Origin of the sequence: Phormidium pseudopriestleyi FRX01 (assembly GCF_017313335.1) — a bacterium.
Taxonomy (GTDB): Bacteria; Cyanobacteriota; Cyanobacteriia; order Cyanobacteriales; family Laspinemataceae; genus Laspinema; species Laspinema pseudopriestleyi.
Window position 1 is genome coordinate 1 of sequence record NZ_JAFLQW010000157.1, and the last position, 6,150, is coordinate 6,150.

At 48.4% G+C, this 6,150-nt stretch carries 7 protein-coding genes; 3 read left to right on the forward strand and 4 right to left on the reverse strand.

What is annotated here, in order from left to right:
* Positions 1–852 precede the first annotated feature (852 nt).
* The 3 genes from J0895_RS05800 (at position 853) to mreD (ending at position 3,272) form a co-directional block, all read left to right on the forward strand.
* Positions 853–1,860 (forward strand): rod shape-determining protein, encoded by a 1,008-nt coding sequence (locus tag J0895_RS05800; protein ID WP_207087173.1) that lies wholly within the window; start codon positions 853–855, stop codon positions 1,858–1,860.
* 66 nt (positions 1,861–1,926) lie between these two features.
* Positions 1,927–2,703, forward strand: a complete 777-nt coding sequence (gene mreC / locus J0895_RS05805; RefSeq protein ID WP_207087167.1) for a rod shape-determining protein MreC — start codon at positions 1,927–1,929, stop codon at positions 2,701–2,703.
* Between the two features lie 8 nt (positions 2,704–2,711).
* Positions 2,712–3,272 carry a rod shape-determining protein MreD gene (gene mreD, locus J0895_RS05810; RefSeq protein ID WP_207087168.1) on the forward strand — a complete coding sequence of 187 codons (561 nt, stop codon included), beginning with the start codon at positions 2,712–2,714 and terminating at the stop codon, positions 3,270–3,272.
* 42 nt (positions 3,273–3,314) lie between these two features.
* On the opposite strand, the gene dtd is transcribed toward mreD, so the two are convergent.
* The 4 genes from dtd to J0895_RS05830 all read right to left on the reverse strand — a co-directional run.
* Complete coding sequence (dtd, locus tag J0895_RS05815) at positions 3,315–3,773, reverse strand: D-aminoacyl-tRNA deacylase (RefSeq protein WP_207087169.1); 459 nt, start codon at positions 3,771–3,773, stop codon at positions 3,315–3,317.
* Complete coding sequence (locus J0895_RS05820) at positions 3,734–3,904, reverse strand: hypothetical protein (RefSeq protein ID WP_207087170.1); 171 nt, start codon at positions 3,902–3,904, stop codon at positions 3,734–3,736. The genes dtd and J0895_RS05820 overlap by 40 nt, the downstream gene beginning before the upstream one ends.
* Before the next feature lie 29 nt (positions 3,905–3,933).
* Positions 3,934–5,088, reverse strand: a complete 1,155-nt coding sequence (locus J0895_RS05825; RefSeq protein WP_207087171.1) for a CobW family GTP-binding protein — start codon at positions 5,086–5,088, stop codon at positions 3,934–3,936.
* Between the two features lie 135 nt (positions 5,089–5,223).
* Positions 5,224–6,150 (reverse strand): class I SAM-dependent methyltransferase (locus J0895_RS05830; RefSeq protein ID WP_207087172.1); only part of this gene is annotated, 927 nt, incomplete at its 5' end.

The window sequence follows — 6,150 nt, forward strand, 5'->3', positions numbered from 1 at the left end:
CTCGGACGTGAAACGCGACTGCGGCGAAGATACTTGGAGGGTAGCCTCCTGGGAAAATAGCTCGGTGCCCGGTCACTATTTAAACTAAAAAGCCTCCTGTCTCTCTACATAGAACAGGAGGTTTTTTATTGTTTAGAGTTTATCTATTAGTTAGTGGTCGGTTTGTTGATTTTTCCTGATTTTTCCCTATTAAGGATAGGAAATATAGGGAGTTTAAATCATTCTGACATAGAGATAGCGAGCAAGATGCTCGCACTCCAAGGTTCTTGGGCTTAGATCCATTGTCAAATTCATTTAGGGTCGCTATATAGGGAGTTTAAATCAAAATGAATTGGACTGGACAATTATTTGGTCGGGGGGAGCATCTTGTCCCCTTGCTGCTCTAGTCTGGGGCAAGATGCTCCCCCTCCGAGTTAAAGGGTAGGGTGAAACTGCTGCAAGACTCGTTCTAGAAAGCGATCGCCCATCAAAGGTAGAGAAGAAATCTAGATCTTAACTAAAATTGGACTGGCTGGAGACTGCTTCAGCGCCTGAATTTAGAGGGGCTTACATCGGCCAAAAGGGACCCAAATTTTGGGGAATTTTTGCTAATTTCTGGAAGGCCCAATCAACGATCGCCCCGTTGAAAAGGGTTTTCTCCGGATTTTGTCCAGAGGACTTGGGATTATAGTTGCACCCTTGGTGGATCGGTGGGGATAAAAAATTTCTCCCACTGGACTAGACTCAAAACAAAAAACGTACTAGAATCCACCTCGGTTACATTTCTGTTACATTGTTATAGTCGCACAGCATCACGTTTTGGGGGCGTAGAAACCAGTGGGTCTGTTCAATCGCTTTTCCCTATCCCGGGATATGGGTATCGACCTCGGTACCGCGAATACCCTTGTTTATGTATCTGGTAAAGGTATTGTTCTGCAAGAACCCTCTGTGGTTGCTATTGATAAAGACGAAAAAGTGCCGTTGGCAGTGGGAGAGGATGCAAAAAAAATGCTGGGCCGGACGCCTGGAAATGTTATTGCCCTGCGTCCCCTGCGTGATGGCGTTATTGCAGATTTCGATACGGCTGAACTCATGCTCAAGCACTTTATCCGTCGGGTGCATGAGGGGAGAACCTTAGTCTCGCCTCGAATTGTGATCGGAATCCCCTCGGGAGTCACTGGGGTGGAGCGCCGTGCTGTTATGGAGGCAGCCGCTCAAGCTGGGGCTAGGGATGTCTATTTAATTGATGAGCCGATCGCCGCGGCGATCGGTGCAGGGTTACCCGTTGCGGAGCCAACAGGTAACCTGATCATCGATATTGGCGGAGGAACGACTGAAGTCGCCGTTCTGAGTTTGCAGGGAACCGTACTGAGCGAATCCGTGCGGGTCGCTGGAGATGAACTGAACGAAGCGATTATTCATTACATGAAAAAGGTGCATAACCTGGTAATTGGGGAGCGCACCGCTGAGGATATCAAAATTCAGATTGGTTCAGCCTATCCCACTCATGAAGATGATGACTCCATGATGGAGGTCCGTGGCTTGCACTTACTGTCAGGGTTGCCCCGAACGGTAACGATCAAGGGACCGGAAATTCGGGAAAGTATGGCCGAACCTCTAGCGGTCATTGTAGAAGCCGTAAAACGCACCTTAGAGCGAACCCCTCCGGAACTCGCGGCAGATATTATTGACCGAGGTATTATGTTGGCTGGGGGTGGCGCTTTATTGCGGGGGCTAGATACTCTGATTAGTCATGAGACTGGCATCGTGACTCATGTGGCTGCTGATCCTTTGAGCTGTGTTGTACTCGGCACGGGCCGGGTTCTCGAAAACTTTAAACAGCTAGAACGGGTGTTCAGCGGTCGTTCTCGTAATATGTAAGGCCAGTTGCTCCGATAACAAGTATTCAAATCGTCTGATGAAGACTGAAGTCTCTAAAAATTCCTAATGTACACATTGCGTCGCTGGTGGGATCGGCATGGTTTACAAGTAGCACTGGTGGGTCTAACCATCTGTGCTGCTTTGGTTGTTCGGTACACTCAAGGTTCGGCTGTGATTGAACTTTACCAATGGGCGACTCGACCCTTTGCGTCGAGTCCTACCCAACAAGAACAACTAACCAATGCCCGAACTCTGGAATTGCAAAACAAGGTCCAAGAACTCGAAAGCCAAAACGAAAAGCTCAAAGAACTCTTGAACTATGTTTCCCCCAATAAAAAAGAAGGGATCCTTGCTCCAATTGTTGGCCGTAGTGCAGACCATTGGTGGCAGCAGGTAACTTTGGGTCGAGGACGGGAAGATGGCATTAAAGAAAACTACATTGTCACGGGTCCCGGTGGCGTGGTGGGAAGAGTGGTCAGCGTTACTTCCCATACCAGCCGAGTTTTGCTGATTAGTGACCCTAGTTCTCGGGTGGGCGTGACGATTAGTCGTAGCCGCCAAATGGGGGTGATGCGAGGACAATCGGCTTCTCGGGCGGTGATGGAGTTCTTTGAGAAGGTGCCTGATGTGAATAAAGGGGATGTTGTGTCGTCATCTTCTTATTCAAAACTTTTCCCGCCGGGGTTACCGATCGGTCGGGTCGAGTCGGTGAATTTGAATAAAAGTCCAGCACCAGAAGCGGTAATTGAGCTAACGGCTCCGATGAGCTTGCTGGAGTGGGTAGTGGTTAACCCCTATGAAAACCCTGGTTCTTCAGAGGATTCTGACGAACTGCAAAATTAGGAAATGCGATGAGAACTTCTTCTTTTACTTACGGGTCTCATTTGTCAGGGGGAATGCGGTTAGTCGTGAATGCGGCGATCGCCGTCGGTTCGGTCCTGTTGTGCTTGCTGCTGCTCCCGACGCGCTTTCCGGGTATGGAACTATTGGGGATTGCCCCGAACTGGTTGTTGATTTGGGTGGTCGCTTGGAGTATCAAGCGCAAGCCGATTCAAGGCGCTTTAGCCGGGGTTGTCTTGGGTCTGCTGTTAGATGCAATGACTTCGGGAACTCCGACTCATGCGGTTAGTTTGGGGGTGGTGGGCTATCTGACGGCTACTTTGCAGAAGCAAAAATATGTCCAGGAAGATTTTATCTCCGTGGCTCTGATTGTATTTGGAATGTCGATGTTGGCGGATACGATTCGGGCGTTGCAGTTTAGTGGGATCGGCGATCGCGCTTTGAGTGAAATTTGGGCCTACCATCAACCCCTCGCTCTGGCTTGTGCTATTCTCAGTAGTCTGTGGGCTCCGGTTATCTATTTTCCCCTGAATCGTCTATGGGAACAAATGCAAGCCTTTGATCGCTCCTAGACCCCTCCGGTTAATCTGTCTCTCTAACGGGAAACTTCCAGTTTAACCTGGGGACTCTCGCTCTAAAATTAGAGTAACGGGTCCATCGTTAACGATTTCCACCTCCATCATCGCCCCAAATTCGCCTGTTTCGACGGTTAAGCCACTTTCCCTTAACTTTTTAACAAATTTCTCATAGAGTTCTTGGGCCATTCCTGGCGGTGCAGAACGGTCAAAGGAGGGGCGGCGACCTTTTCGACAGTCGCCGTAGAGGGTAAACTGACTCACCACTAACAGTTGCCCTTGGATATCCAAAACCGATTGATCCCACCGACTGCTATCGGCCTGGGGTTCGGGAAATAACCGCAATTCTAAACACTTTCGGGCCATCCAGTCGAGTTCGGTCTCTGTATCCCGATCGCTGATGGCAACCAAGAGATTCAGTCCGGGGCCTATTTTCCCCAGGATTCGACCCTCGACGGTTACTTGAGAAGATTTAACGCGCTGGATAACGACTCGCATAGACTGGATGGATGGGGTGATAACGCATTGCCGATCGCCTTTAAATATCGCTTCAATAACTGGGCAATTCCTGGGCAATCAAGGCGATCGCTCCTGTCTCTACAAGGGCGATCGCCTCTTGACTCTACCATCAAAACCGGACCCTCTTTAACCCGTCCAGCTATTTTCCAAACCCTTTGCCGCGAGAGGTCGAAGGAAGACAAACACACTTGTTTAACTGCGATCGCAAGGCTTCCTTATCCAAATTCTGGCCGATGAACACTAATTGCGTCTTCGGTTGACCCTTCCAATCATCATCATCAATCGAGAAACGCTTGCCGCTCAAGTGAAAAATATGACGGCGATCGCTCTCATCAAACCATAAAATCCCCTTGGCTCGAAATACCGTTGCCGGTAACTGATTATCTAAGAAATACTGAAACTGACGAATCGACAAGGGTTTATCGCTCTCGAAGGAAATCGACGTAAACCCATCCATCTCCAAATGATTCGAGTGGTGATGATGTTCGTCATGGTGGTCATGCTCGCAATGATCGTGGTCATGGTCACAACTGGAATGATCATCATGCTCATGAGCATGATGGTCATGGTCGTGATCATGATGGTCGTGATCATGATCATGCTCCCCTTTCGAGGCGACTTGATCGTCATTAAAATACTTATCCGACTCAAACAACCCGACACTGAGAATCAAAGGAAGCGGGACCTGGGATTTTGTCGTCCGCAAAATTCTGGCATCGGCTTTAATATCCCGAATCTTGCACTCCAACAGATCCACATCCGTCTCATCCACGAGATCTACCTTGTTGAGCAAGATAATATCGCCATAAGCAATCTGACTATACGCGGCTTGAGAATTAAACAGATCCAAACTGTAATTCTCCGAATCCACCAGAGTCACGATCGAATCTAAACGAGTTAAGTCTCGGAGTTCTGTTCCTAAGAAAGTCAGAGCTACGGGTAGAGGATCTGCGAGTCCTGTGGTTTCCACGACCAGATAATCGATCTGATCAGAACGCTCTAAAATCTTATAAACGGCATCGAGTAAATCGTTGTTAATGGTGCAACAAATACAACCATTACTTAATTCCACCATATCCTCGCCGGTGGAGACGATCAGTTCGTTATCGATGCCGACTTCCCCAAACTCGTTGACCAATACGGCAGTTTTCAGTCCCTGCTGATTCGTCAAGATATGGTTGAGTAACGTCGTCTTGCCACTCCCAAGAAAGCCTGTAATGATGGTAACCGGCAATCCGTATTTCGGGGCATCCATTGCCTCGGACTCTGGGTTAGAGGTTGCTGTTGTCTGCATGGGTTATCAAATTGGGGTCAAAAAATCTAAGGGGCTGGTTATTCATTAATCTAATGAGTCATCCAATTTGATTTTAGACGAAGATTGTGCCTTTCATCCCCAGACATTGCAGATTAATACTTTGCGACATTAGTTTTAATTGCTCGACTTGGCTTTAGTGCCGATCGCAAATCCTCGACACAACCCCCAATTAGGCGGGTTCTGCACTAATTTCCAGCCTTTAACCTGGGTAAAGCCGGAGGATTTTACCATTTGACCCAAACAGTATAAGGTGGGTACCCAATAGTTGCTAGAATTTCCCGCATATTCATTATTGGGATAAAACTCTATCACCTGTTGCTCTCCGGGGTATCCCTTGCCGATGCCTCCTCGGTAGGGACTAAAATCATCGAGAATGGCAGATTCGATGTAAATTTCGCCATCACAGAGGGTGGATAACTTATCGAGGGCCAGCAGGGGGTATCTGAGGTGGTCAAGGGTTCCGAAACAGAAGATGACATCAAAGTGGCCTAATTCTGATTCATTGAGGTCATACACGGATTTTTCTAGGCGTTGACAGATGGTTTCGTCAAACCCCAGTGCTTCTCGGCACAAATCAAAGGTTTCCCAGGCATGGCGATCGCGTTGATCCAAGCGTCCGAGATAGTCCGAAAAATCATCGATCGCCACCACTTCCCGCGCACCCCGTTTTAGGGCCTCAAACGTCCAGTATCCATCCCAGGCCCCCACATCTAAGACTCGTTTTCCGCTCAGGTCCTCTGGAACGCCATACATTTCTGCATTCAGGGGATTATCGCCGGGGGTGACAATTCCCCCCGGTAACTGAATTTTGTGATACCAAAAGGGGAATGATGCTACTCGTTCTTGAAGGGTGGGGGATGCTGTTTCTGGGACAGGACTTACGCAATCTTTAACATTAAACCCTAAATGTAGAGGCGATTCGCGAATCGCCTCTACATTTAGGGGAGATTCTCCAAATATGGGTAAGTCCTGTGGGAGAGATTGGACAGTTACTGCGTTTGACGGTGGGGAAGGATTGGAGGGAAACATCACCTCCAGTAA

Coding starts and splice junctions, on each gene's coding strand:
- J0895_RS05800 (WP_207087173.1), top strand. CDS start 853: ATGGGTATCGACCTCGGTACCGCGAATACCCTTGTTTATGTATCTGGT.
- mreC (WP_207087167.1), top strand. CDS start 1,927: ATGTACACATTGCGTCGCTGGTGGGATCGGCATGGTTTACAAGTAGCA.
- mreD (WP_207087168.1), top strand. CDS start 2,712: ATGAGAACTTCTTCTTTTACTTACGGGTCTCATTTGTCAGGGGGAATG.
- dtd (WP_207087169.1), bottom strand. CDS start 3,773: ATGCGAGTCGTTATCCAGCGCGTTAAATCTTCTCAAGTAACCGTCGAG.
- J0895_RS05820 (WP_207087170.1), bottom strand. CDS start 3,904: ATGGTAGAGTCAAGAGGCGATCGCCCTTGTAGAGACAGGAGCGATCGC.
- J0895_RS05825 (WP_207087171.1), bottom strand. CDS start 5,088: ATGCAGACAACAGCAACCTCTAACCCAGAGTCCGAGGCAATGGATGCC.